We start from the raw sequence: 22,776 nt of genomic DNA, 5'->3' as shown, positions 1-22,776 counted from the left end.
ACGAACGCCGAGCAGCCGCCACTCCTCGTAGGTTGGGATGAGCGCCAGCGAATCCCAACATCGCCCCCTCGTCATCGCCCCGATTTCCGCTTGCGGCTTATCGAGTGCCGCTACCGGGTGACAAACAAAGCCACGGTCAGCACGACGCCGATGATCACAATAAGAATCCGCAGCGCCTTTTCCGGCACGCGGCGCAGCACCCACGCGCCCACCAGCCCTCCCAGAATGGCACCGGTGCCCAAAAGCAGGGCCGGTATCCATATCAGCGACGGGGAAAACAGGAAGACCAGCAGCGAGGTCGTGTTGATCACCGCGGCCAGCGCGTTTTTCGTCGCCGATGCCGGTCGCGCCGAGAGACCCATCAGTCCGAGCGAGGCCACCGTCATAAAGCCGATGCCGCCGCCGAAATAGCCGCCGTAGATCGATATCGCACTCTGCAGAAAAACGGCGGCAGCGGTGGGTATCGGCTTGCGTTTTTCCGTCGTGCGGCGGCCGAAGGCGGACCACGCAAACAGGCAGGTGGCGAACAGGATCAGCCACGGCAGCATGGATTTGAACAGGTCGCTTGGCGTCCACAGCAGCAGCAGCGCACCGATCAGGCCACCGCTGGCCCCCAGCACGCACATCATCTTGAACGACAGGGTTTCGGCATCCTCGATCAGCCGCCGACCGGCCAACCCCGTGACCACCTGTCCCGGATAGAGCGCTACCGACGAGGTGATATTCGCGGACCTGGCATCGAGACCCGCAAGCATCAACGCGGGAATCGTGATGAACGACCCGCCGCCCGCCAGCGCATTCTGGGTGCCGGCCCAGAGGCCGGCGATAAAAAGCAGTCCGAGAGTGATGGGTGTCATGGCATGAAGCATAAGCGACGTGGCCATCGTCGTTCGAGGGTTGAAAGCACTGCCGCTCAAATCAACGCGCTGGTCGACGGCGATCCATGTACGGTGCCGCAGGTCTTGCGGCGATCCAGCGCGGTGAAAAATCAAGTTCGTTGACGGGGTCGCGGCTGATTCAGACCGGGGATGCGTCTGAGTCGAATGGAACTAAACCACGGTCGTTACCTCAAACAAACCTCAGGGTTTCATGGAGGATGCCACGTTGCCGATGTCCGATTTACGCAGGTCGGGCGGGAGTCGGGACGATGCGTTCTCGTCGTGGCCCTCGCCGCGCGACGCGGCGTTTGGAATGGTAGAGAGTCGGCGAAGCCTACAGTCACAACGTCGCGGTCGATGGCTGGGGGTTATGGCGCTGGCCTGTTCCATCGCGATCCATCTTGGATTGCTGTTTGGCCTGTGTGTGTCGCCAACGCGCGAAACGGATGGCGCAGCGCGCGGCCAAACGCCTGTCACTGCTTTGCAGGTTCGCTTCATCAAGATTCGTTTGGATGCCGACTCACGCGCGCACGCGTCGACGTCGACGTTGCCCACGACCATGCAGAAGCACTCGGCGATCGTCATGGCGCCGGTCGTGCCAGCCATGAAAGTCACAAACGTGCCTTCTGTTTCCGCGAAGACGGACGTGGTCGCCACACCAGCGGTAACGGAAGTAAGCAATGCTCCTCCACGTTCGGACGATTGGAATGCTCAGCCGGCGGACCAGCGGAACGCTGGCCCCGATGGCTATGTGCAAGCGCCGCTACAAGGCGACGCAAACCTCATGAAGCACAGCACGGGTGGCGTGACGTACAAGGCGACCCGCTTCGATTCGTCATGGGCTCCTGACCGGCAGAATGCGATCGCGCATGCGATTGATCGAGCGACGTTCCACGCTATGGTTAAACTTGCCGCTGGGGTACAACTCGATTGTGCCGGCGGCCCGAGCAGCCCCGAACCTCTGCGTACTTCGATCGCCGTGTTGGCGATTGCGTCGACGCGCTGTCACGGCTCTTCGCCATCAGCACCGGTTGCTGCGAAATCCCTGATTGATATTCAGACGCTGGCAACTGCAAGTGAGCCACCGAATTCTGCCTCAGCGCCCGGCAGGTCGGCGAACAAGGCGGATTGTGGGGACGCACGCGTCGCCTCTGAAAAGCTCCCGCCGAATTGCCACACGGCAGCGCCAAACACCACAGCCGCCGGGGAAAGCGGCGGCTTCCTTGGAACAACACCTGCCAACAAGCCGCCTGAACCGCCCAGCCATTGATGGTCTGGACCTTTCGCTCGTGTATCAGGTACGCGCCGCGGTGACGAAAGATTCAATATTTCAACAACGTCACCGCAGCGTTATTGACGAACGTTGTCGCCAGCAAAACTACCGCCGCAGATCCAGCGTAAACGGGAAATTCGGATTGCGCTCCACCGGCTGTGCGCCGACGGTGCCTGGCGTGTGGCCGATGCGGAAGAAGCGGCTGAGGCGGCGGCTTTCGGCGGCGTAGGCGTTGACGGGGAAATCCTCGTAACCGCGGCCGCCGGGATGGGAGACGTGGTACTGACAGCCGCCCATGCTGCGATCCATCCACGTATCGACCAGGTCGAACACCAGCGGTGCGTGAGCGGGGATGGTGGGATGCAGGCTGCTTGGCGGCTGCCACGCCTTGTAGCGCACGCCGGCAACGAATTCGCCAATGTCGCCGGTGGGCGCCAGCGGCAGGGTGCGGCCGTTGCAGGTAATGGCGTAGCGATCGCCTGCCATGCCGCGCACCTTGACCTGCATGCGTTCGACCGAGGCATCGACGTAGCGCACGTTGCCGCCGGCCGAGCCTTCCTCGCCGAGCACGTGCCACGGTTCCAGCGCGTGACGCAGTTCGACGTCCACGCCGAGGCTGGCGAAATCGCCGACCTTGGGGAAGCGGAATTCGAAGTGTGGCTCGAACCACGCCAGGTCGATGGGATAACCGGCGTTGCGCGTTTCCTCGAGCACGTCGGCCAGGTCTTGCTTCACGAAATGCGGCAGCATGAAGCGGTCGTGCAACTCGGTGCCCCAGCGCATCAGTCGCGGCGGCGCGTACGGTTCCTTCCAGAAGCGCGCGATCAGCGCGCGGATCAGCAGCTGCTGGGCGAGCGACATGCGCGCGTGCGGCGGCATTTCGAAGGCGCGCATTTCCAGCAGGCCGAGCCGGCCGGTGGCGCTGTCGGGCGAGTACAGCTTGTCGATGCAGAACTCGGCGCGGTGCGTATTGCCGGTGACGTCGATCAGCAGATTGCGCAGCAGTCGATCGACCACCCACGGTTCGATATCGCCGCCGGGCGAGGGCATCTGGCGGAAGGCGATTTCCAGCTCGTAGATCGAGTCGTTGCGCGCCTCGTCGATGCGCGGCGCCTGGCTGGTCGGGCCGATGAACAGGCCGGAAAACAGGAACGACAGCGACGGATGGTTGTTCCAGTACGAAATCAGGCTGCGCAGCAGATCCGGCCGGCGCAGGAAGGGCGAGTCCAGCGTCTGCGCCGCGCCCAGGGTGAAGTGGTTGCCGCCGCCGGTGCCGGTGTGGCGACCGTCGACCATGTACTTCTCGGTGATCAAGCGCGTTTCGCGCGCGGTGTCGTACAGGTGGGTGGTGCGTTCAACCAGATCGTCCCAGCCGGTGGCGGGATGGATGTTCACCTCGATCACGCCCGGGTCCGGCGTGACGCGGAACTGGTTGATGCGCGGATCGCGCGGCGGCTCGTAGCCTTCCAGAATGACCGGGGTTTTCAAAGCGGACGCCGTCGCTTCGATCGCAGCGACGAGCGCGATGTAGTCGTCCACTTCGTCGGTCGGCGGCATGAACAGGTACAGGATGCCGTCGCGCGCTTCGGCGCACAGCGCGCGGCGGGCGATGTTGTCGGCCGACTCGCCGGGCGCCGGCGGGGCGTCTTCGGTCGTGGTGACATGTCCGTTCAGCGCCACACCGCCGTCGATCGGCAGCAGCTGTTTTTTCAGCGCGTCGGCGCTGGGCAGCTGCATCACCGGGCGCGACGGATCGGGTGGAATAACGAAGGGGAAATCGACCTTGCGTACCCACGGCTGCGACTCCAGCGGCAGGCGATAACCGAGCGGCGAATCGCCGGGCACCAGATAGCAATGCTCGCTGCGCAGATACCACTGGCCGCTTTTCCACGTGCCATCGCTGTTGCGCGACACGGGCAGCACGTGGCCCACAACTTTATCCAGGCCCTGGCCGAACACCTTGGCCAGCCGCTTGCGCTCCAGCGCATCGTCCAGCTTGGCATCGTGCGGATCGACGTTGACCGGCAGCTGGCGCTCGCGCCACAGGTAGTAGAACGCGTCTTCGTAGGCGGGAAATACGTGGCCGGCCTGCACACCCAGCGTTTTTGCCACGCCGTGCAGAAAGCGTTCGGCCAGTGCGGCATCGGCCTTGCCCGGCTTGCGCTCATCGGCGTGCAGCGACGGGTCGCTCCACAGCGGCTCGCCGTCGCGGCGCCAGAAGCAGTTGAGCGACCAGCGCGGCAGCTGCTCGCCCGGATACCACTTGCCCTGGCCGAAATGCACCAGGCCGTGCGGCGCGTACTTGTCGCGCAGCTTGTGGAACAGTTCGCCGGCCAGCTTGCGCTTGGTCGGGCCCAGCGCGGCGATGTTCCATTCGGCGCCGTCGGGGTCGTCCATCGCCACGAAGGTCGGTTCGCCGCCCATGGTCAGGCGCACGTCGAGCTTGTCCAGATCCTCGTCGATGCGATGGCCGAGCGCTTCGATCGTCTGCCACTGTTCCTCGGTATACGGTTTGGTGACGCGCGGCGCTTCCCACACGCGCTCGATCCGCATGACGTGTTCGAACTCGACCTCGCTCTCATCGACGCCGCCGCTGATCGGCGCGGCCGAGGAGGGCTCAGGGGTCGCGGCCAGCGGAATATGCCCTTCGCCGGCGAACAGGCCCGAAGTTGGGTCCAGCCCGATCCAGCCCGCGCCCGGCAGATAGACCTCGCACCACGCGTGCAGATCGGTGAAGTCGACCGTGGTGCCGGACGGGCCGTCCAGCGATTTGACGTCCGGCACCAGCTGGATCAGATAGCCGGAGACGAAACGCGCGGCAAGCCCGAGATGGCGCAGCAGCTGCACCAGCAGCCAGGCCGAATCGCGGCACGAGCCCGAGCCGTTGGCCAGGGTTTCTTCCGGCGTCTGCACGCCGGGCTCCATGCGGATCAGGTAGCTGACGTCGCCCTGCACCAGCTGGTTGATCAGCACCAGAAAATCGACGCTGCGCAGCGGTTCGCGCGGAATCTTGGCCAGGTAGCGCTCGAACAGCGGCGTCATCGGCAGCTTCTTCAGATACGGTGCCAGCTCCTCGGCCTGTTCCGCGTCGTATTCGAAGGGAATGGTTTCGGCATACGGCTCGAGAAAAAAGTCGAACGGGTTGATCACCGACAGCTCGGCGACCAGGTCGACCTCGATGCGCAGCTCGCGCGTGGGCTCGGGGAACACCAGCCGCGCCAGCCAGTTGGCTTGCGGATCCTGCTGCCAATTGACGAAATGGCCGGCCGGCTCGACCTTCAGCGAGTAACTGAGGATCGGCGTGCGGCTGTGCGGCGCAGGGCGCAAACGCACCACCTGCGGGCCGAGCTTTACCAGCCGGTCGTAGCGGTAATGCGTGATATGGGTCAGGGCAACATGGATCGACATGGCATCTCTATAGGCTTGTTGGCGGGCCTGTGAGGCCGGCCATGGGTGAGAATTTTCTTCGCGTCTCAGTCAGTCGGTTGGGGCGTTGATCGGCGCCGATAAATTGCTGAGAGTCGGCGTGATGTGTCTACCTTAACGGGCCTCGTGTGAGTAGACCATTGTGATGTCTCGTTGCGCGCGCCCGTGTTGGCATGTGCGCATGCCACCAGATAACGCAGGAAAATCCGCTACGATCACCGCGATAGCGCGCCAGCCACGGCAAGCCGGAAGAGCGAATGACCAGCACCGATATTTTCCTGATCGCCATGACGATCATCTTCAGCGTGCCGTACCTGATCTGGCGGCTGGGCCGCACCGATTACTACGCACCGCTGGTCGTGGTGCAGATCGTTACGGGCATCGTGCTGGGCCCGGGCATTCTTGGCGCGGCGTTTCCCGATTACTACACCACCGTGTTCAGCCCGCCGGTGATCCAGGCGCTCAACGGCATCGCCTGGTGGGCGGTGATGGTGTTTGTGTGGATTGCCGGCATCGAGCTGGATCTGAAGCAGGTTTGGGTGCAGCGGCGCGAGTGCGGCATCACGGCGGGCCTGGCGCTGGGCGTACCGCTGATTTTCGGCAGCCTGGCGGCCGCGGGGCTGCTGGCGTGGCGTGAGGGGTGGATGGGCGAGGCCGCGGCGCCGTGGCAGTTCCTACTCGGCGTTGGCATGGCCTGCGCGGTCACGGCGCTGCCGATCCTGCTGCTGTTGATGGAGAAGCTGCAGATCATGCGCGCGCCGCTGGGCCAGCGCGTGCTGCGCTACGCGAGTCTTGACGATCTGGCGATCTGGGGCGTGCTGGCGCTGATCCTGCTCGACTGGCATCGGGTCGGGCTGCAGCTGCTGTTTTTGCTGCTGTTCGCGCCGGCCGCGTGGCTGTTTCGCCAGCTGATGCAGCGAATACCCGAGTCTGATCGCTGGTACGTCGGCCTGATCTGGCTGGCCGCCTGCGGCTTTGCTGCCGATCGCGCGGGCCTGCACTTCATGGTTGGCGCGTTTCTCTCCGGCGCGGTCATCGATCGCGAGTGGTTCAATCAGGAACACATGGATCTGCTGCGAAAGCACGTGCTGCTGGTGGTGATGCCGGTGTTTTTTCTCTCGACCGGGCTGCGCACCAACTGGACCGTCGGCGGCGGCGCGGTATTTATCGCTGCGGCCGTGCTGCTGGTCGCGGCGGTCGCCGGCAAACTCACTGGCATCCATCTGGCGGGCCGCTGGCTGGGCTGGCCGAAGAGCGAGGCGTGGATCATCGGCTGGCTGCTGCAGACCAAGGCGCTGATCATGATCATCTTCGTCAATATCCTGCTCGATCGCCATCTGATCACCAGCGCCACCTTCACAGCGCTGCTGCTGATGGCGGTGGCCAGCACCATGCTTACGGTGCCGATGGTGAGCCCGCGGCTGGCGCGCGCGAAACTTTTGCCGAGCGGGTGACGTTTCCAACTCCCCATCTGTATGGTGAATAGGCGCTGCTCCGGTGCCTACGACGTTTACCTAGTTGTTCGGCACCAGGATTTACGCTTTTTGCGGTGCGACTTTGCGAGTGGCGGCATGCGTCATAGGCACAAGAGATTTGCCGTAAAGACCTCTTCCGGCTTGGGAAAAGTCCTTGCATCGCTGCATGAACGAACTCAGCGCACGATCGCGCTGCTGTACGGCGGCAGCTGCAGTTTTCCCCCAGCGAGGGTGATGCCCGGCTCGCTCTGCTCCTGCAGCGCATCGAAGCGGTGCCCTTCGGCGTTCGATACATCAATCGTCTGCGCTGTGCCCGAGAGGTTGTGCACGACGAGCACGCGGCTTTGCGCATCGTTGAGCTGCCAGGCGGCGATTTGCGGATTGGCCTGCGACCACGCGCTTAGCGTGCCGTCGCGCAGCGCGCTGATCTGGCGGCGCCAGCCGATCAACGTGGTGTAGTAGTGCAGCAGCGAATGGTCATCGGCCTGTTCGGCGTCGACTGAAACGTCGGGGCCGTCGCCGGCGCTGAAGGCTTTCCAGTGCGTTTCATCAGCGCCATTATCGTCGCGATGCCAGCGCATCGGCTCGCGGATGTTCTCGTCGGGCTTCTGCCCGCGCATGCCGAGCTCTTCACCGTAGTAGATGAAGGGATGGCCGGGCAGGGTCAGCAGCATCGCCCCGGCGACGCGCATGTGCTGCGCGTTGCCATCAAGCTGGCTCATCACCCGATCCTGATCGTGGTTGGACAGAAACGGCGCGTCGACGCCGGACTTGCCGGTGACCTTGCGATACGCGGCTTCGGTGCGATCGAGCAGCGCGCCGAGATCGCCCGCGCGTTCGTCTTTGGCGCTCTTGATCAGCTGCGTGGCCAGCGGAAAATCGAAGGCGGCACTGAGCGGCTTGAAGTACGGCGCGATCTGTTCCGGACCATCGCGCGTCACTTCGCCGACCACGTAGGCAGCGGGTTTGACGCTGTCGATACCTCGCCGAAAGTCCGACCACCACGCGATGTTCCTGGCCAGAATGTTCGGGTCATTTTTCTGCGATTTCAGATCGAAGTAGATGTGCTGCGCGGCATCCAGCCGGAAACCGTCGACGCCTTTGGCCAGCCAGTAGCGTCCAAGTTTGATCATCTCCTGACGCACGGCCGGCGTGTCGTAGTTGAGGTCGGGCATGGAGCGGGTGAACGTGCCCAGATAATGCTGATTTCCCAGCGCGTGCCACGCCGGTGTGTCCGTGGCGCTGATAGCTTTCAGATCGGTGTGTGCGTTCGACCAGCTGTACCAGTCGTGTTTGGCACTCTTCGGATCGGCAGCGGACTGGAACCACGGATGCTGATCGCTGGTGTGGTTGATCACCAGGTCGATGATCACCGCCATGCCGCGCTTGTGCGCCTCGTCGAGCAGCTTCTGAAAATCCGCCGCCGTACCGAACTGCGCGTTGATGCCGTAGTAGTCGGTAATGTCGTAGCCGTGATAGCTCGGCGACGGGTTGATCGGCGTCAGCCACAGCCCGCTGACGCCGAGCGACTTCAGATAATCGAGTTTGGCCGTGATGCCGTTGAGATCGCCGATGCCGTCGCCGTTGCTGTCGGCAAAGGCGCGCACAAAAATTTCGTAGTAGACGCCCGAAGGCGCCGTGGCCGAGTCCGACGCACGCGGCGCGGCGGACGGTGCCTGCGCGCCGACGGGCAGGCTCAGCAGTGAGCCCAGCAGTCCGAAGGCGATGGCGCGGTTCAAAAAGGAGCGTGTTATCGACATACCGTATCCCGAAAAATGTCGCGGGTCGTTTGCCGCGAGAAAGAAAAAGCCGACCCCGAAGTCATGCCTCGGGATCGGCGGAGAAACCATAGTCGACCATCGTGAGGGCGATGGCCGGCGCGCCTGACGTTAGAACGTGAGGTTGAAGCCGAAGTACGACGTGCGCCCAAAGTACTGGATCGTGCCGGTTTCCTGCGGATTGCCGAAGTAGGTACGCGTCGGCTGATTGGTCAGGTTGAGCATCTGATAGACCAGGCTGAAGTCCTTGTTGACCTGGTACGAGGCCTGGAAATCGAAAACGGTTTCCGGTGCGAAGTACACCACCTGATTGGTCACCGCGATCTGCGAGTTGGAGACGAACGACGAGCGGTAGTTGCCGGAGACGCGCGCCGAAAAGGGTCCCAGATCGTAGAACACGGCGGCACTGGCCACCTTGCGCGAATAGCCCGGCAGGCTCTGCTGCTGAGGCGGACCGCCCAAGGTGGAAATGGCGCGGTTCTGGTTCTGCGTGTACGCATAATTCAGCTGCACGCCGAGGCCGGAGAGCACGCCCGGCAGGATATGCGTCTTCTGATAATCCAGCTCCACGCCGCGCAGATCCCCGCCCGGTGCGTTGTAGGACGACTGATAGTCGCCGTTGATATACGGCTGGCCGGTGGCAGGATTCGTCGGTACGGCGATGCCGATGGAGGCGAAGTTGAAGTTGTTGTAGGTGATGCTCTGTGCGAACGAGTCGATGTGCTTGAAGAACGCATCAGCGGTAAAGACGCCGGTGGAATCGTCGAAGTAGTGCTCGTAGGTGAGGTCGTACTGCTTGGCGCGCAGCGGGTTCAGATACGGGCTGGTACCACCATAGATGTTGTACGTGGTGTTGTTGTTCGACAGGTACGAGCCAGCGCCCGCCAGCATCATTTCAATGGGCGGATGCGACAGCACCTTGGCCGCCGAGAAACGCATCTGATCGCTGTCGGTAAGGTGGTAGGCCAGGTTCAATGAGGGCAGGTAGTCGGTGTAGGTCTGGCCGACGTCGACGTAGTGGTAATCGCGATTGACCACGCCATAGCCGTCGGTGATCGCATCGCCGGTACCGGCGACTGCCACCGGCTGGATGCCGTGGCTGTACTGTGAGAAGCGCGCTACTCGAACGCCTACGTTGCCGGTCAGCTGGTGATCGAACAGCTGGGCATCGATATCGGCCATCACGAACAGGTCGCGTGATTTTTCGTTGACGGAGCCGCTCTGGATTTCCGTGAAGCTGTTGTTCCAGTCCTTCACCGGCAGGGTCTGCGTGATGCCGTTGGCGGCCAGCACGCCAGGACCGTTGAGTTTCAGGAAGCACGGGAACGCGGCGAACTTGCCTTGCCAGCATGTGGTGGTGGCGTCGTTGCCGTTGAGCATCAGCGGCGGTTGTTTGTACGGCGTGCCCGGCACGTTGGCGATGTTCCACTCCGAGCCGTACACGAACGTGCTGCGATCGGCTTGATAGGTGTGGTTGTCGACATACACGCCCGCTTCGAGTGCGGAAATGATCGGGTTGTCGAGGAAGTCGTATTTCACGCTGGTGCGGAACGCTTTTTCGCGGTCGTGGTACACGTACGGATACACGCCGTAACGCGACAGCGCCATGTCGTTGAGGTTGGTATACATGCCCGGGTTGGCGAAGCTGGCCGTGCCCACCTGACCGCCGTGCAGCGCGTAGGTGACCGACTGGGTGGCCAGCGTCGGGCTCGCGGTTCCCAGGTTGTTGTAAGGGTCGGCGGTGGCGTCGATATTGACCTGGTTGCTGGACGCGTGCGACAGCGAGGCGTCCATCTCGACGTGCCACGGGCCATCGTTCCACTTGGCGTTGAGGCCGCCCGAGAACACGTTGGTGATCTTGGTGTAGTTGTCCAGCGTGGTTTCATTGGAGAACTGGTTGCCCTGCGCACCGGCGGCATTGCTGCTGACGGTGCCGCCGATCAGTGCACCGTTCGATGCAATGATCGGGTTGGTGATCACCGTGTTGCCGTAATCGAAGTCCTGCGAGCGGAAGCCGTAACCGAACGAGCTGTTGTTGAACTTGGAAAAGAAGCTGTCACCGCTGATCTGCAGCTGATCGATGGGTTTCCACACTACGGTCGCCAGATAGCCGGTACGCTTTTCTTCGCCGCCATTCTGCTGCAGCTGGATACCGTCAGGCACGTAGGCCTGCTGGCCGGCCGTGCCGACGGCCTGTGGCGAAGACGCATAGGACTCGCCGACAAACTGCTCCGACACATGGGGTTGATACAGCTGCGCCATGCCGAGCCCGACGCCGAGCGTGTCGTCGAGAAACTTGCCTTGCCACGCGGCGCTGAAGCGATAACCGAGCGCGTTGGCGCCGGTAACGTCGTGCGCCTGGCCGTCGTAGCTTCCGCGGGCATCGATATTGAGCGATTGCTCCTTGGGATTTTCCAGCGGATTGGCCGTGCCCATGTCGATGGTGGCGCCAACGCCGCCTTCGATCAGCGACGCCTGCGACGACTTGTAAACCGTCGCCATATTGATCAACTCGGACGGGTACTGATCGAAGTCCGTGTAATTGCTGCCGCTGGTCGACGGCTGCACGCGACCGTTCAAGGTGGTCAGCACAAAGTTGCCGTCGAGGCCGCGCACGTTGATCTGCGAATCCTGTCCGGAGATACGCTCGGCGGCGACGCCGGGCAGGCGGGTCAGTGCGTCGGCAATCGATTGGTCGGGCAGGCCGCCGATATCTGCGGCGGTCACCACGTTCTGGATGTTGTCGGCGTAGCGCTGGTAGTCGATCGACTTTTCGATACTGCTGCTGAAGCCGGTCACGGTGATCGCCGACAGGCTCTTGGCGAGCTTCTTCTTTTCGCTTGGACTGGCCGCGTCGCTGTCGTCTTTGGCCTTCTTGGTCGCACTGGCCTTGGTGTCGGTCGTGTCGTCCTGCGGCGTCGCTGCTGGCGACGTTGGCGCAGTAGACGTGCCGGGCGCTGTGCCTGGATTGACCGCGCCGTCGCCCGGCCCGGCGTACGCCGTCGCAGTGATGAACAGCCCGGCCGAAATCAGCGCCACAGCCATTACGTTGCGTTTCAGTAGCATGTTCTCGTCTCCCCACGAAAATGTGTTGGTGCTTGGACGCTTGCTGCCCCACGCCTTGTTGGCGGTGGTGGCAGGCTGCGCTGGTCAGTGATCCCCAGCGGCGTGCCGGCATGGTAGGGCCGACGTTCCAGCAGTCACCAGGTTCTGCATACGTATTCATGACGGCGGCATCAGGAAGCCAATCGCACCGCAGCATGAACAGTTGCTTCGACAGGCATTGAAGCGCTACGCCAGCGCAAAGCCCTGCGAATACGCAGCTTTTGGTGCGTCCGATGAGATTCGATCGACGTCTTGCTACCGTGTCGATCGCCTGCCGTGACGCAGCCGCAGCACGAATGAATACGTATGCAGAACCCTGCGTCATGCCACGGAGCTGCCGCTAAGCTGCTGCCATTCACCGACGGGCGCCTGCACGGCACGGCCGGTTCATGTCATGGGGTTTGGTTCAATGTCCGACGCAAGCTGGTGGCGTGGTGCCGTCATCTATCAGATCTACCCGCGCAGTTTTCTGGATACCGACGGCGATGGCGTGGGTGATCTCCCGGGCATCATCGAGCGGCTCGACTATGTGGCCAGCCTCGGCGTGGACGCCATCTGGATTTCGCCGTTCTTCAAATCGCCGATGGCCGACTTCGGCTACGACATTGCCGACTACCGCGACGTCGATCCCTTGTTCGGCACGCTGGCGGATTTCGATCAGCTGCTGGCGAAAGCACACGCGCTTGGGCTGAAGGTGATGATCGATCAGGTGCTCAGCCACACCTCGGTCGAGCATGCGTGGTTTCGGGAAAGCCGCGAGAGCCGCGACAACGCAATGGCGGACTGGTACGTGTGGGCCGACGCACGCGACGACGGCAGCCCGCCGAACAACTGGCTGTCGCTGTTCGGCGGCTCGGCCTGGCAATGGGAGCCGCGGCGCGGCCAGTATTACCTGCACAACTTTCTGGCGGCGCAGCCGGATCTGAACTTCCACAACCCGCAGGTGCGCGAAGCGATATTGGACAGCGTGAAGTTCTGGCTGGACAAGGGCGTGGACGGCGTGCGCCTGGATGCGATCAACTTCTGCTTCCACGATCGGCAGCTGCGCGACAACCCGCCAAAGCCTAAGGACCGGCGCATCGGTCGGGGCTTCAGCCCGGACAACCCGTACGCGTTTCAGTACCACTATTACAACAACACGCAGCCGGAAAATCTGGCCTTTCTCGGCGAACTGCGCGCGCTGATGGACGGCTATACGGATGTGGCTGCACTGGGCGAAATTTCCTCGGAGGACTCGCTGGCGACCATGGCGGAATACACCGAGCCCGGCCGCCTGCATATGGGTTACAGCTTCGAATTGCTGACCGACGATTTCAGCGCCACCTATATCCGCGATACGGTCGAGCGGCTTGAGGCGCAGATGGCCGAAGGCTGGCCGTGCTGGGCCATTTCCAATCACGACGTGGAGCGCGTGTTGTCGCGATGGGGCAAAGGCAGGCCGGCGGTGCCGCTGGCCAATCTGCTTACCGCGATGGTTTGTTCGTTGCGTGGTTCGGTCTGCGTGTATCAGGGCGAAGAGCTGGGTCTGACCGAGGCCGAGTTGCCGTTCGAATCGCTGCAGGATCCTTACGGCATTGCCTTCTGGCCGCAGTTCAAAGGTCGCGATGGCTGCCGCACGCCCATGCCCTGGAGCGAGGGCGAGCACGCCGGCTTCAGTCGCAGCACGCCGTGGCTGCCGGTGCCGCAGGACCACCGCGAATTGGCCGTGATCCGGCAGGAGGGCGATCCGCATTCGGTACTCCACGGTTTTCGCGCCTTCATGCACTGGCGGCAGTCGCAGCCTGCGCTGCGCTGGGGCGATATTCGTTTTATCGAGACGGCTGAACCGGTGCTGGCCTTCACCCGCAGCTTTGAGGGCAAGACGGTGTTGGCGGTATTCAATCTCGCCGATAAGCCGGTTGAGCTCGATCTGCCGCTGGCGACTGAAGCGGTGGCGATGCCTGGTTACGGTCTTGCACGCGGCGAACTACGAAACCGGCAGCTGCATCTGCCCGCCTGCGGCGTGTGGTTTGCGTCGCTGCGCTCCGGCGGCGCGCATTCGACGCCAGGGGATACGGCTTAGCTGGTTGCGAAAACACGTGAGAAAAAAGCCACTCCGGTCAGGGAGTGGCTTTTGGACTTGGCTAATGTTGGCGGCTACTTGCGGTCGGCGTCGGTCTTGTCGCGGGTGGCGCGGAATTCGGAATCCTTGCTCCAGTCCGGCCACTCGTCGGAGTTGGCCAGCTGGCTGCCCAGCACGTAGAGCACCTGCAGGTCGCGCGCCATGCCGGTGAACGGCCAGTCGGCCTGCCACTCGTCGCCGGGCTGGTGATAGCGCTTGGCGGTGTAATCGTCCTCGGCGGCCTTGCCCGCGGCCAAGCCGCCGTCCACCCAGTCGTTACCCGAGCCGAACGAGATCGCCGGCACGCCGCGCTTGGCAAACGAGAAGTGATCGGAACGGAAGAAGTGTCCCGCTTCCGGCTTCGGGTCCGGGCTGTATGCCATGCCGTAGGTCTTGGCATCGGCGATCAGATCGTCGAGCAGGCCGAGTTTGGCACTGCCCGAGATGGTGAAATTGCGCGTCGGGCCGTGCGGATCGAGCGCGTCCATATTGATCACGCCGACCGTGGTGGCAAGCGGATACAGCGGCTGGGCCGCATAGTACTCCGAGCCCAGCAGGCCTTTCTCTTCGGCGGTGACGTTGAGAAACACCATCGACCGCTCCGGCCGCGGTGCCTTGGCGAAGGCACGGCCCAGTTCGATCAGCGCGGCTGTTCCGGTGGCATTGTCGACAGCGCCGTTGTAGATTCGATCGCCCTTCGCATCGGGCTGGCCGACGCCCAGATGATCCCAGTGCGCGCTGTAGATCACCGTCTGATCGGGATGCTTGCTGCCCTCGATACGGCCGACGATGTTGTGCGAGGTGATGACTTTGGAGTCGACCTTGAAATTGGCCGAGAAGCTTTCGCCCTTCAGCGTGACCGGCTTGAATGCACGCGTCTGCGCCTGTTTTTTCAGCGCCTCGAAATCGAGCCCGGCCCGTTTGAACATGTCGACCGCGAGGTCGCGCTGAATCCATGCTTCCAGCTGCGGATGCACGGCGGCGGGCTTGTCACGCACGATGTCGAACATGGTGATGATGTTGGAGTTCTTCACCGTGTTCCAGCCGTACGACGCCGGCGCGGTTTCATGCACGATGAGCATGCCGAGCGCGCCATGGCGCGCGGCTTCCTCGTACTTGTAGGTCCAGCGGCCGTAATAGGTCATGGCCTTGCCGCCGAAATCGCCGACGCCGGTTTCGAAGTCGGGATCGTTGATCAGCACCACGGCGATCTTGCCGTGCAGGTCGACGCCCTTGAAATCATCCCAGTGGCGCTCCGGCGCGCTGACGCCGTAGCCGACGAACACCAGCGGTGCGTTGGCGATCGTTACGGACGTCGAGCCGTCCATCGGTGCGAGTACGGCGATTTCGTTGCCTTGGGTCAGCGACCGCGATTTGCCGTCGCCGGACAGCGTGAGCGTCGGTGTGCCGATGATCTCGGTGCGCAGCAGCGGCACGGCCTGGGTCCAGGCGCGTTTGCCGTTGGACAGATCGCCGCCAGGCTGCAGGCCGGCTGCCTTCATCTGCGCGACGACGTAGTCGATGGTTTTGCTCTCGGCCGGCGTGGCCGGGCCGCGGCCTTCGAATGCATCGGAGGACAGCGTCTTGACCTCGTCGGATAGACGGTGCGGATCGAAGGTGGGCGCTTGGACGGCGCCAGCCATCACGGCCGTCGATATGGCCAGGGCAAGGGTAGAAAGAATCAGTCGTTTCAAGAGCAGCTACCTGTCGTGGGAATCCGCTCCGATAGTAGGGAGCGGACGCCGACAGGTCTAGCAGGCGGTTGTTCGCGCAATCGCCGCCGGCTCAGATACCCGCGTACCACTCGTATCCCTGGTCTTCCCAGTAGCCGCCGTTGCCACTGCCGATCTTGGCAAAGGTGTCGACCAGCTCGATGCTGCCGATGTACTTGGCCTGCTTGTAGCCCAGCTGGCGACCCACGCGCAGGCGCAGCGGCGCGCCGTTGGAGACCGGCAGCGGCTTGTCGTTGAGGTTGAAGGCGAGCAGCGTCTGCGGATGGCGCGCTTCCTCGATGTCGACGCTTTCGTAGTACGGCGTGTCCACGTCCATATTGTCCAGGCAGTGGAACACCACGAAGCGCGCCTTGGGATCGACGCCGACGTGATCGAGCAGGGCGGACAGCTGCGTGCCCTGCCATTTGCCGATGGCGCTCCAGCCCTCGACGCAGTCGTGGCGGGTGATCTGCGTACGATTGTCGAGTTTTTTCAGATCGTCGATGGAGAACTCGCCTGGGGTCGTCACGAGGCCAGTCACTTTGAGTTTGTAATCGCGGAAGTTGTTCGCCATCAGCGCCTGGTATTCGTCCGTGTCCGGCATGGTGGTGCCGTTCGGATGGAAGGTCGGCGAGATATCGGCTTCGGTGTATTCCTTGGCCATCGCGCTGGATGGCGACAGCAGCGCCTGCACGCGCCGGTTCAGCCCTTGAGCCTTGCCGAGTACTTTCGGACCCCAGCTGCTTTGCGAGATCTTGTCGCAGCCGGCGACCAGCAGGCCGGCGGTGCCCATGATGGCCATGCGCAGAAACGTCCGACGGTCAGTCATGGGAGGTCTCCTTGATCACCGCCACCGGTTCGGGTTTGACCGCGTTCACGGGCGCCACGTCGACCTTGTAATAGCCGGTGATCATGCCGCGCAGCTGGTTGAACACGCCGCTGATCAACACCTCGAACACATGGATCAGCACGAAGGCGACGAAGGCCCAGGCGATGATGAAGTGGATCGTGCGCGCCGCCTGCCGGCCGCCGACGAACTCCACCATCGGCGACAGCACCGCATCCATCCGCGGTGACATGGCCAGGCCCATCAGCACGATGCCGATACCGAAGACGAAGATCACGATCAGATACGCCAGCCGCTGCAGGATGTTGTAGCGCAGCGCTTCGTCACCGTGCGGATGCTTGAAGCGCACGTGGTCGGCGATCGATTGGCCGATACCGCGCCAGTCCGCCTTAGTCGGCCACAGGTCGCGCTGCACGTGCTTTTTCGCCAGCGAATAGCCGATGTAGCAGATGCCGTTGAGCACGAAGATCCAGGCAAAGAAGAAATGCCATTGCCGGCCCATCGACAGCCAGCCCGGACCGGGCACGGTGAGCCAGAAGGGAAAACCGCGCGCGGTCGGCGTGCCATCCGGCCCTTTGGAAACACCGAGCACGCCGGTGGTATTGAACTCGTGCTTGCCGATGCGGGTGATGCCGGTGAGGTTGCCGTTGGCGTCCTCGCGCGCGTCCAGCGCCAGCAGCGGCTTGTCCGGGTTGTTGTAGTTGCCCCACGACAGGCTTGGGTGCGCATTGAATATCTGCAGCCCGCTGAAGAACATCAGCGACAGGCTGATCACGTTGATCCAGTGCATCAGCCGGATCGGCAGCGAGTGGCGGTAAACCAGCCGCTTGGATTTCGTCGGCGTGGGCGACGCGACCGCCGCGGCGCTCGGGCCCATCACGTTTTCAGTCACGGTTTCCGTGGTCATGGAAGGGTTCCCTGGCAGCGAATCAACGGCTTGATATATCGAGGTTACGAGGTAAGTCTCTGATCCATTCGCCGCGGATCCCTGCGGGGTTACCTGCCATCCGTACGCGGGTAAAGTTTCAATCAGCCATGGTGCGCATGGTCGTGTTCGTCCGCTGGCCCGTGCGAGCAGGCGACCCAGGACGACTCGCCAACCAGATAGTGCTCCTTTTTCCAGATCGGCAGGCGCATCTTGACCTGGTCGATGATGTAGCGGCAGGCGCGGAACGCCTCGTCGCGATGCGGCGAGACCACCCCGATCCATACCGCGGTATCGCCGACGGCCAGGCTGCCGACGCGATGCACGCAGCGGGCGTCGGCAATGCCGAAACGCTGCACGGCCTCGTCGATGATGCGCTCGCCCTCGCTGATCGCCAGCTCGTTATAGGCTTCGTAATCCAGGCCGCTGACTTCGCGACCTTCGTTGGTTTCGCGCACCCAGCCTTCGAATACGCAAAAGCCGCCGCAGCCCGGCCGCTGCAGTTCACGCCGCAACGTATTTGTGTCGACCGGCTGCGCGGCAATGCTGACGCGGCTCATCCGCCGGCCACCGGCGGAATGAAAACGATCACGTCGCCTTCGGCCAACGGCTGCTGCCAGTCGCGAAACTGCGCGTTCACAGCGACCTTGAGCTGCGCGGTGTCCAGCCGAAAGCCGTGCCTCTCGCGCAGCTCGGCGTAAAGCGCGGCGAGGGATTCGGCGGCGCTGGAAACGGTTTCGCGACCTTGCCCGGCCTGCTCGCGCAGCTGGGCAAAGTATTCCACGGTAACGGAGGTCATCAGAGGGCAGCTCGCAGTGTGGCCAGTTCTTCGGGTGTGTTGATGTTGTCCAGCGCGTGCGCCGTGTAAGGCTGCAGCAGTTGCGTGTTCCCCTGGATCAGCGCCTTGCGCGGGCAGCTGCGGCCGGCCAGAACGCGTTCCAGAAGTTTGCTGTGACTGGCCGGCTCCCACAGCGCACACAGCGGCTCGGGCAGGCCGTCATGGCTGCTGATGAAAGCCGTCGCGTCGCGGCTCGGGTCGCGCGACTGCAGCAGATGTTGCAAGGTTGCAGCATCCAGCCGCGGCAGGTCGCAGGCAACCACCAGCCACGCCACGTCGGGGTGGAGCGCCTGGGCCGACAGGATGCCCGCGGCGGGGCCGGCATCCTCGAAGGCATCGACGATCTGCGGCAGGTCCCGACGCACCGGTTCGTCGCGCTGGTCGCTGCGCACCGAAATGAAGACCCGATCCAAAACCGATGAAAGCAGGCGATAGGTCCACAGAAGCTGCGGTTCGCCGTGGTAGTCGATCAGCGCCTTGTCGTGCTGCATGCGCCGGCTGGCGCCGCCGCTGAGCACCAGGCCATAGACGTTGGATGCTGATGAAAGAACCGATGCGCTCATGCCGACTTCGCCGTGGTATCGAGATCGCGCTTGCCGCCAGATTTATGCAGCAGGCGCACGTCGCGGATCACGATGTCGTGCGACATCGCCTTGCACATGTCGTACACCGTCAGCGCGGCGATGCTGGCGCCGGTGAGCGCTTCCATCTCCACGCCGGTGGTGCCGTGGCAGGCGACCTCGCAGACGATGACGATCTCGTCGCCTTCGACACTCAGATCGACGCGGCAGCGCTGCAGCATCAGCGGATGGCACAGCGGAATCAGCTGCGGCGTGGCCTTGGCGCCCATCACGCCGGCCAGGTTGGCCGTGGTCAGCACCGGGCCCTTGGGCGTCATGTGGCCGGCCTCGCGCAGCTGCGCGGCCACGTCGGCTGGCAGCAGCACGCGCGCCTGAGCCCGTGCGACGCGCTGCGTGGCGAGCTTGTCGCCCACGTCGACCATGCGCGGCTGATTGTCCGAATCCACGTGCGAGAGCATTCAGCCTCCGATGTAATACATTTCGATTTTCTTGTGATGCTGCGCCTGCGGCGTGGCGCGCTCTTCGCTGTAGCGATCGGTGCGCTGCAGCCAGGCGCTGCGCATCATGTCGAGCAACTGTTCGTCCGAGGCGCCGTTGCGCAGCGGCTGTTTCAGATCCATGCCGCGCTCGGCGAACAGGCAGGTATACAGCGAGCCATCCGACGAAATGCGCGCACGCGTGCAGGCGCCGCAGAACGGTGCCGTCACCGACGAAATGAAGCCGATCTCGCCCTGGCCGTCGCGGTAGCGGTAGCGTTTTGCCACCTCGCCCTTGTAGTGGCCGGGCAGGGCTTCGAGCGGCCAGCGCTGCTCGATCTGCTGCAACAGCTCCGCCGACGGCACTACTTCGGCCATCGACCAGTGGTTGAGATTGCCCACGTCCATGAATTCGATAAAGCGCACCACCACATCGCTGCCGCGGAAGTAGTTCAGCATGTCGAGCAGGGTGTGATCGTTGACGCCGCGCTGCACCACCGTATTGACCTTTAGGTCACCGAGCCCGGCCGCGCTCGCCGCGCGGATGCCCTGCAGCACGCGCTCCAGCTCGCCGCGGCCGCCGTTCATGCGCGAAAACACCGCAGGATTGAGCGAGTCCAGGCTCACAGTGACGCGGTTCAGGCCTGCGGCCATCAAAGCCGGCGCCTGCTGGGCCAGCAGCACGCCATTGGTGGTCAGCGCGATATCGTCGATCGATTCAATCGCGCGCAGTTCGCTGATCAGCTCGGCCAGATTTGGTCGCAACAAAGGCTCGCCGCCGGTGATGCGCACCTTGCGCACGCCGAGCAGCGCAGCCAGCCGGGTCAGCCGCACGATCTCGGCGAAATCGAGCCGCTCGGCGGTCGGCAAAAACGCGAAGTCCTTGCCGTACTTTGCTTCCGGCATGCAGTACGGGCAGCGGAAGTTGCAGCGATCCATCACCGAAATGCGCAGGTCGTGCAGCGGACGGCCGCGCATGTCCAGCGGAGGAGCAAGCCGGGTGCGGAGGGCGTCGGGGAGGGTGTACGTCGTATTCATCTCACCAAGGATAGTAGGTGGCGATGAAACCGGCGGGAAAGTGCGACCTTTCGGGCGGCAGTTCGACAAAACCATCGGTTTGCGTCAGCGCGGAGAAGTCGCCCGAGGTCTGCGTCGGCATGGGCGCGGCGACGGGCAGGCCGGCGGCGTCGGGCTGCATCCGCACGGGAACGAAATAGGTAAGAGCAGCGGCAAAGTCGATCGGGCCTGCCAGGACAACACGAGTGGGGGGGCTCGCCGTTCGTCCCATGGCGGCAAGCAGCGCCGGCATCACGTAGCGGGTGGCGCAGACCAGCACCGACACCGGATTTCCGGGCAGCGCGAAGACCGCCTGACCTTTAGGGCCCACGCCGAACCACATCGGCTTGCCCGGGCGCTGGGCGATCTTGTGGAACACGCGCTGTACGCCGAGCTCGCTGAGTACGCCGGGCACGAAGTCGCGCTGGCCCATCGACACGCCGCCGGAGAGGATCAGCACGTCGCGCGTATCGAGCTGCTGGGCGATGGCCGCTTTGAGCATGTCGCGGTCGTCGGTGACATGCTTGAGCCTGACCTCACTCAGGCCGCGGCTGGCGAGAAGCGCGGCCAATGCCCGATCGTTGGATCGGCGAATCTGCCAGGCGGCTACCGGCGCCTCCACGTCCACCAGCTCGTCGCCGGTGGCGAGGATCGTCACGCGCGGCTGGGTGGACACCTCGACCGAGCCGTAGCCGTTGGCGGCGATCACGGCGATCTCGGGCGCACGCAGCCTGGCGCCGGCCTCGACAAGCGTGTCGCCGGCTTGGCAATCGCTGCCACGACGGTGAATGAACTGCCCGCGCTGTGGCTCGCAGTCCGCGGCGATCACTAGCTGCGATCCTTCGCGTCGGGTCTGTTCGACGGCGATCACGGTGTCGCAGCCGTCGGGCATCACGGCGCCGGTCATCACCTCGATGCAGGCGTCCTGCTGCTGCATCGCCGTCGGCGGCATGCCGGCCGCCTGCATGCCGCCGATATCGAAGCGGCGCGTGCCGCGCGAGAAATCCTCCAATCGGATCGCCATACCGTCCATGGTCACGCGGTCGAACGGCGGCTGGTCGCGCTCGGCGACTATGGGCTGGCGCAGGACGCAGCCCGCCGCCTCATCAATGGATCGCGTGGCGGTCGTGAACGTATTCAGGTGCACGCCGATCAGCTGCTCCGCTTCGCTGGCAGAAATCATTCGGGTCACAGGTTGGTCGGGCATGGGCAGGCCAGGTGGGCGGCTTCGCAACGGGCGCATGAAAGCATTCGACGCGTGAAGGCGCAGGGTTACTTCATGGTGAGCCTGCAGTAGACCCGGGATTCACTGGATGGGGCCGAATGAGACTGTTGTAAGGCAAGCGTGCGATTCAGCGCCGTTCGAACGCTCCAATGCGTGCGCGAGCGCCTTGCTTCAGTTCGACGGACTGGCGGGCGATGGCTTGCCGGTATCAGGTGGCGAAGGCTGCGGCAGAACCATCTCGGGGTTGGCCTGTTGCGCCTCAAGCGCACGGATTCGCGCCTTCACCGCGTCGAGCTGGTTGCGGGTGTTGCGTAAATCGTTCGAAAGCGCAACGGCCCGCTGCTGCGACTGCTGCTGCTGGGCGGCTACCTCCTGCGCCTGCTGCTGCTGACGATTGGCATCCTGCTGCAGGCTACGCAGGCGCTTTTCGTTCAGCGCGACCATCTGCTCGGCGTAGCTGTTGCCGGCCTTCAGCCGCAGTGCGTCGATATCGACCTGGGCCAGCTTTTCGGACTGGTCGGCGAAGGCGCGATAGATCGACTCCGCGCTTGGCTCCGAATCGGTCTGGATGACGCGCCAGTAGACATCGCCGTGAAACAAGGCGACGTAGTAGCTGAGCTTGTCCGGTTGAAAAAACAGCGTGGCGCCGTAATTGCCGCTGAAGGTCGTGCGCAGTTGCGTCAGCTGATGGCTGTCCACAAGCTGACGCAGGTAGGCAACTGTTCCTGCAGAGGCCTGCGCCGGCGCTGGCGTGTTTTGTGCGACCGGTGCTTGGGAATGATGAACAGGGGCGGCGCACGCTGAGGCGCCGGTAAAGGTCAATGCGACCAACCATCGGGAAAGTTGCCGTCCGTGCCCGCTGTCAGTCATCGAATCAACCCCTTACATCGTTTGAGCACGCTGAGGCCCGTCGGGGACAGTGTCCGCCGCGGGTGGATGGCCCATTTCATGCAGCCCCGATGCGGCGAGTCTAATGGTGCGGCGCGGCGGGTCAAGAGCGGCTGGCCGGATCGCCCCGTGCAGGACACGCCAGTGGTGTGTCATGTTTGCGTGGCGGGGTCTAAGGCGACGAGGGGCGCG

General features: G+C 63.6%; 17 protein-coding genes. 3 read left to right on the top strand and 14 right to left on the bottom strand.

Annotated features, from left to right (window positions below; translation table 11 throughout):
• Positions 1 to 110: 110 nt before the first annotated feature.
• Positions 111 to 992 (bottom strand): sulfite exporter TauE/SafE family protein, encoded by an 882-nt coding sequence (locus tag ACDK93_RS15105; protein ID WP_458069690.1) that lies wholly within the window; start codon positions 990 to 992, stop codon positions 111 to 113.
• Between the two features lie 256 nt (positions 993 to 1,248).
• Between ACDK93_RS15105 and ACDK93_RS15100 the strand changes: the two genes are divergently transcribed.
• A complete protein-coding gene (locus ACDK93_RS15100; RefSeq protein ID WP_458069688.1) occupies positions 1,249 to 2,148 on the top strand; it encodes a hypothetical protein in 900 nt (299 codons plus the stop codon).
• Between the two features lie 108 nt (positions 2,149 to 2,256).
• Here ACDK93_RS15100 and ACDK93_RS15095 read toward each other — a convergent pair whose 3' ends face one another.
• On the bottom strand, positions 2,257 to 5,559 hold the full coding sequence (locus ACDK93_RS15095; RefSeq protein WP_458069687.1) for a transglutaminase family protein: 3,303 nt from the start codon (positions 5,557 to 5,559) through the stop codon (positions 2,257 to 2,259).
• Between the two features lie 275 nt (positions 5,560 to 5,834).
• Here ACDK93_RS15095 and ACDK93_RS15090 point away from each other — a divergent pair, with 275 nt between their 5' ends.
• On the top strand, positions 5,835 to 7,031 hold the full coding sequence (locus ACDK93_RS15090) for a cation:proton antiporter (protein WP_458069685.1): 1,197 nt from the start codon (positions 5,835 to 5,837) through the stop codon (positions 7,029 to 7,031).
• Between the two features lie 197 nt (positions 7,032 to 7,228).
• Here ACDK93_RS15090 and ACDK93_RS15085 read toward each other — a convergent pair whose 3' ends face one another.
• Complete coding sequence (locus ACDK93_RS15085; protein ID WP_458069683.1) at positions 7,229 to 8,812, bottom strand: alpha-amylase family glycosyl hydrolase; 1,584 nt, start codon at positions 8,810 to 8,812, stop codon at positions 7,229 to 7,231.
• Positions 8,813 to 8,941: 129 nt separating this feature from the next.
• The gene (locus ACDK93_RS15080; protein WP_458069681.1) at positions 8,942 to 11,896 is read right to left on the bottom strand and encodes a TonB-dependent receptor; all 2,955 of its coding nucleotides are present in this window, start codon (positions 11,894 to 11,896) and stop codon (positions 8,942 to 8,944) included.
• 448 nt (positions 11,897 to 12,344) lie between these two features.
• On the opposite strand from ACDK93_RS15080, the gene ACDK93_RS15075 reads away from it, so the two are divergent.
• Entirely contained in the window at positions 12,345 to 13,997 is a 1,653-nt protein-coding gene (locus tag ACDK93_RS15075; protein WP_458069680.1) for an alpha-glucosidase family protein, read from the top strand.
• 74 nt (positions 13,998 to 14,071) lie between these two features.
• Here the strand turns inward: ACDK93_RS15075 and ACDK93_RS15070 are convergent, their stop codons facing one another.
• The 10 genes from ACDK93_RS15070 to ACDK93_RS15025 all read right to left on the bottom strand — a co-directional run bounded on the left by ACDK93_RS15070 (position 14,072) and on the right by ACDK93_RS15025 (position 22,518).
• Positions 14,072 to 15,679, bottom strand: a complete 1,608-nt coding sequence (locus tag ACDK93_RS15070; protein WP_458072486.1) for a M28 family metallopeptidase — start codon at positions 15,677 to 15,679, stop codon at positions 14,072 to 14,074.
• A gap of 142 nt (positions 15,680 to 15,821) precedes the next feature.
• Entirely contained in the window at positions 15,822 to 16,577 is a 756-nt protein-coding gene (locus tag ACDK93_RS15065; RefSeq protein WP_458069678.1) for a molybdopterin-binding protein, read from the bottom strand.
• Entirely contained in the window at positions 16,570 to 17,502 is a 933-nt protein-coding gene (locus ACDK93_RS15060) for a cytochrome b/b6 domain-containing protein (RefSeq protein WP_458069676.1), read from the bottom strand. The genes ACDK93_RS15065 and ACDK93_RS15060 overlap by 8 nt, the downstream gene beginning before the upstream one ends.
• A gap of 122 nt (positions 17,503 to 17,624) precedes the next feature.
• Entirely contained in the window at positions 17,625 to 18,080 is a 456-nt protein-coding gene (locus ACDK93_RS15055) for a molybdenum cofactor biosynthesis protein MoaE (protein WP_458069674.1), read from the bottom strand.
• On the bottom strand, positions 18,077 to 18,319 hold the full coding sequence (locus tag ACDK93_RS15050; protein WP_458069673.1) for a MoaD/ThiS family protein: 243 nt from the start codon (positions 18,317 to 18,319) through the stop codon (positions 18,077 to 18,079). The genes ACDK93_RS15055 and ACDK93_RS15050 overlap by 4 nt, the downstream gene beginning before the upstream one ends.
• Positions 18,319 to 18,921, bottom strand: coding sequence for an NTP transferase domain-containing protein (locus ACDK93_RS15045; protein ID WP_458069671.1), 603 nt, complete (start codon positions 18,919 to 18,921; stop codon positions 18,319 to 18,321). Before ACDK93_RS15045 ends, ACDK93_RS15050 begins: the two co-directional genes overlap by 1 nt.
• Positions 18,918 to 19,397, bottom strand: coding sequence for a cyclic pyranopterin monophosphate synthase MoaC (gene moaC / locus ACDK93_RS15040; protein ID WP_458069670.1), 480 nt, complete (start codon positions 19,395 to 19,397; stop codon positions 18,918 to 18,920). The genes ACDK93_RS15045 and moaC overlap by 4 nt, the downstream gene beginning before the upstream one ends.
• A complete protein-coding gene (moaA, locus tag ACDK93_RS15035) occupies positions 19,398 to 20,453 on the bottom strand; it encodes a GTP 3',8-cyclase MoaA (RefSeq protein ID WP_458069669.1) in 1,056 nt (351 codons plus the stop codon).
• Between the two features lies 1 nt (position 20,454).
• Complete coding sequence (locus ACDK93_RS15030) at positions 20,455 to 21,678, bottom strand: molybdopterin molybdotransferase MoeA (RefSeq protein ID WP_458069668.1); 1,224 nt, start codon at positions 21,676 to 21,678, stop codon at positions 20,455 to 20,457.
• 189 nt (positions 21,679 to 21,867) lie between these two features.
• Positions 21,868 to 22,518 (bottom strand): DUF2968 domain-containing protein, encoded by a 651-nt coding sequence (locus ACDK93_RS15025; protein ID WP_458072484.1) that lies wholly within the window; start codon positions 22,516 to 22,518, stop codon positions 21,868 to 21,870.
• Positions 22,519 to 22,776 lie beyond the last annotated feature (258 nt).

It is taken from the genome of Rhodanobacter sp. BL-MT-08 (assembly GCF_054161255.1).
This window is presented reverse-complemented; position numbering and strand designations above follow the sequence as displayed.

Bases quoted from the DNA above. Each gene is read 5' to 3' on its own strand.
- ACDK93_RS15075 (WP_458069680.1), top strand. From the start codon at position 12,345: ATGTCCGACGCAAGCTGGTGGCGTGGTGCCGTCATCTATCAGATCTAC.
- ACDK93_RS15045 (WP_458069671.1), bottom strand. From the start codon at position 18,921: ATGAGCGCATCGGTTCTTTCATCAGCATCCAACGTCTATGGCCTGGTG.
- ACDK93_RS15060 (WP_458069676.1), bottom strand. From the start codon at position 17,502: ATGACCACGGAAACCGTGACTGAAAACGTGATGGGCCCGAGCGCCGCG.
- ACDK93_RS15100 (WP_458069688.1), top strand. From the start codon at position 1,249: ATGGCGCTGGCCTGTTCCATCGCGATCCATCTTGGATTGCTGTTTGGC.
- ACDK93_RS15095 (WP_458069687.1), bottom strand. From the start codon at position 5,559: ATGTCGATCCATGTTGCCCTGACCCATATCACGCATTACCGCTACGAC.
- ACDK93_RS15055 (WP_458069674.1), bottom strand. From the start codon at position 18,080: ATGAGCCGCGTCAGCATTGCCGCGCAGCCGGTCGACACAAATACGTTG.
- ACDK93_RS15085 (WP_458069683.1), bottom strand. From the start codon at position 8,812: ATGTCGATAACACGCTCCTTTTTGAACCGCGCCATCGCCTTCGGACTG.
- moaC (WP_458069670.1), bottom strand. From the start codon at position 19,397: ATGCTCTCGCACGTGGATTCGGACAATCAGCCGCGCATGGTCGACGTG.
- ACDK93_RS15030 (WP_458069668.1), bottom strand. From the start codon at position 21,678: ATGCCCGACCAACCTGTGACCCGAATGATTTCTGCCAGCGAAGCGGAG.
- ACDK93_RS15070 (WP_458072486.1), bottom strand. From the start codon at position 15,679: ATGGCTGGCGCCGTCCAAGCGCCCACCTTCGATCCGCACCGTCTATCC.
- ACDK93_RS15050 (WP_458069673.1), bottom strand. From the start codon at position 18,319: ATGACCTCCGTTACCGTGGAATACTTTGCCCAGCTGCGCGAGCAGGCC.
- ACDK93_RS15090 (WP_458069685.1), top strand. From the start codon at position 5,835: ATGACCAGCACCGATATTTTCCTGATCGCCATGACGATCATCTTCAGC.
- ACDK93_RS15065 (WP_458069678.1), bottom strand. From the start codon at position 16,577: ATGACTGACCGTCGGACGTTTCTGCGCATGGCCATCATGGGCACCGCC.
- ACDK93_RS15080 (WP_458069681.1), bottom strand. From the start codon at position 11,896: ATGCTACTGAAACGCAACGTAATGGCTGTGGCGCTGATTTCGGCCGGG.
- moaA (WP_458069669.1), bottom strand. From the start codon at position 20,453: ATGAATACGACGTACACCCTCCCCGACGCCCTCCGCACCCGGCTTGCT.